Annotated in this window: 2 protein-coding genes and 2 pseudogenes; 2 read left to right on the forward strand and 2 right to left on the reverse strand. The window is 48.9% G+C overall.

Going from position 1 to position 1,803, the window contains the following annotated elements; genetic code table 11:
• Positions 1-170: 170 nt before the first annotated feature.
• A pseudogene (cpsB, locus tag KDK14_RS08845) lies at positions 171-351 on the reverse strand (mannose-1-phosphate guanylyltransferase/mannose-6-phosphate isomerase); the annotation flags it as partial.
• 152 nt (positions 352-503) lie between these two features.
• Between cpsB and KDK14_RS08850 the strand changes: the two are divergent.
• Together KDK14_RS08850 and KDK14_RS08855 are read left to right on the forward strand one after the other, a co-directional pair.
• A complete protein-coding gene (locus KDK14_RS08850) occupies positions 504-752 on the forward strand; it encodes an AbrB/MazE/SpoVT family DNA-binding domain-containing protein (protein WP_257264728.1) in 249 nt (82 codons plus the stop codon).
• Complete coding sequence (locus KDK14_RS08855; protein WP_257264729.1) at positions 749-1,165, forward strand: PIN domain-containing protein; 417 nt, start codon at positions 749-751, stop codon at positions 1,163-1,165. The genes KDK14_RS08850 and KDK14_RS08855 overlap by 4 nt, the downstream gene beginning before the upstream one ends.
• 204 nt (positions 1,166-1,369) lie before the next feature.
• On the opposite strand, the pseudogene KDK14_RS08860 reads toward KDK14_RS08855, so the two are convergent.
• A pseudogene (locus tag KDK14_RS08860) lies at positions 1,370-1,803 on the reverse strand (addiction module toxin RelE); the annotation flags it as partial.

Below are 1,803 nucleotides of genomic sequence, written 5' to 3' on the forward strand. Positions count from 1 at the left end.
TCCTCAATTTTCTGCCATCCTCGCTACGGGCGCTATTCTCGGACAGGCTCCTAGAGAATCAAAACTGGCCCGGTACAACTCAAGGGGTCTTGCCGGTTTCCGTTTCTGCTTGTGTGGGACTTCAGAACCATTCCCTCAAATCGCAAACCTCACAACCTACACCTCACAACTCAAGTACGCCCATACGTATCTTCAAACCGCACAATATCATCCTCCCCCAGATACCCCCCCGCTCTGTACCTCAAACAGCTCAAGGTCAAACTTGCCGGCATCTCGTAAAAAAAAAGCCTTTCGATGCACCACGCCAATGGGTATATAGGTGGACTGGTTTTCGGTCAGCAGAATTTCCTGAACGTCACATTCATATAAACGACAGCGATTATGCACAATGAAAGCCTCCCGGTTTCTTTCAGGCTTTAAAACTCCGGGCCCTTGCTGAAACCGCAACTTCAGCCTATCTTAAGTATTACTATTATATAAAAGTAATACCAGAGCGAAATAGCATGCACAAATTAACAGCAAAACGGCAAGTGACCATTCCACAAAGTATCTGCAATAAGCTTGGGCTAGAGCCTGGTGACTTCATACAGGTATTCGAACGGGATGGTGTTGCTCACCTGGTTAAAGTCTCATCGGACGACCTCGCTGGTTCTATCTCCCCGGCCAACCCAGAAGGAGTAACCATCACAACGCAGGCGGTTAAATCAGCGCTCAAGAGCAAAGCCGCCAATAAATTCCGGGATAAAACATGATTGCTGTTGATACCAATGTATTACTGCGCTACCTGTTAGAGCCGACCGATGTCCGCAACCCGGCATGGCAGGCAACCGCTGCAGTTGCAACCATTAACTCTGCAGACTCCGTTTTCCTGTCAGACATCGTACTGGCCGAAACGGAGTGGGTACTGGAAACAGCCTTCGAGTTGAACAAAACAGAAATACACCATGCACTCAAACAACTCGCCTGTAACACCCGCTTTCATTTTGAAGACTGGAATGCCTTGCTATGCGCACTCATGGACTACAAAGAATATCCCAATGTGGATTTTTCTGACTGCCTGATTGCCCGCCGTGCCAATAGCAAAGGAGCCAAAACACTCTACAGCTTTGAGAGCCGAAAGAAGCTGGGAGCTCTGCCGGTTGTGACGTCGTTGGAGAAGCCATAGCTTTGGCAAGTTTGATACCTGTAACCGATACCTGGCCAGAGCAGAAACCGGCAATTCGAAGGAAGCCTTGAAAATTCTGGGCTGGATGGGGGGTTATGAGTGAATCGGAACAGGTTTGAGGAACGCTGCCCGTAAAAGTTTCTGCTTCCTTTTTTATAAAAGGTTGCATGCATTCCCCGGAACGTGCCATGTCAAGCTGAGGCTTCACCCCTGTCGGGCAATCATCTTACTCACCGTGGAATAATGCAGCCCAAAAAAATCAGCAATGGCTTTTTGGGTATAGCCGCCTGAACCAAAAGCTGCGCACACAGCCGCTTCCAGAGAATCATAATTCCCCTGATAAAAATCAAGAGACTTGGCAGGTTTGCGCTGCTGCTTATGGGGCACTTCAGAAAGCGCCTTACCTTTCACCGGATTTTCAATATATTGCTGTTGGTCCGAAACAAACTGATCATCCCCCAGATAGATCTGCTGTTTGAGATGCACCCAGATATTAATGCCGACTCCTGCCAGCACAAAAGCAACAAACCGTTCACAGGCCCGCTCCCGAACCTCTGAAAACTGCAACAGCATGGCATCCGTAGCCAGCCAGTCTGGTGAAGGCAGCTCACCGAGGGTATAACGGTAACTGCTCCACA

This window comes from Endozoicomonas sp. ONNA2 (assembly GCF_024606365.1).
Classification (GTDB): Bacteria; Pseudomonadota; Gammaproteobacteria; order Pseudomonadales; family Endozoicomonadaceae; genus Endozoicomonas.

Coding starts and splice junctions, on each gene's coding strand:
- KDK14_RS08855 (WP_257264729.1), top strand. CDS start 749: ATGATTGCTGTTGATACCAATGTATTACTGCGCTACCTGTTAGAGCCG.
- KDK14_RS08850 (WP_257264728.1), top strand. CDS start 504: ATGCACAAATTAACAGCAAAACGGCAAGTGACCATTCCACAAAGTATC.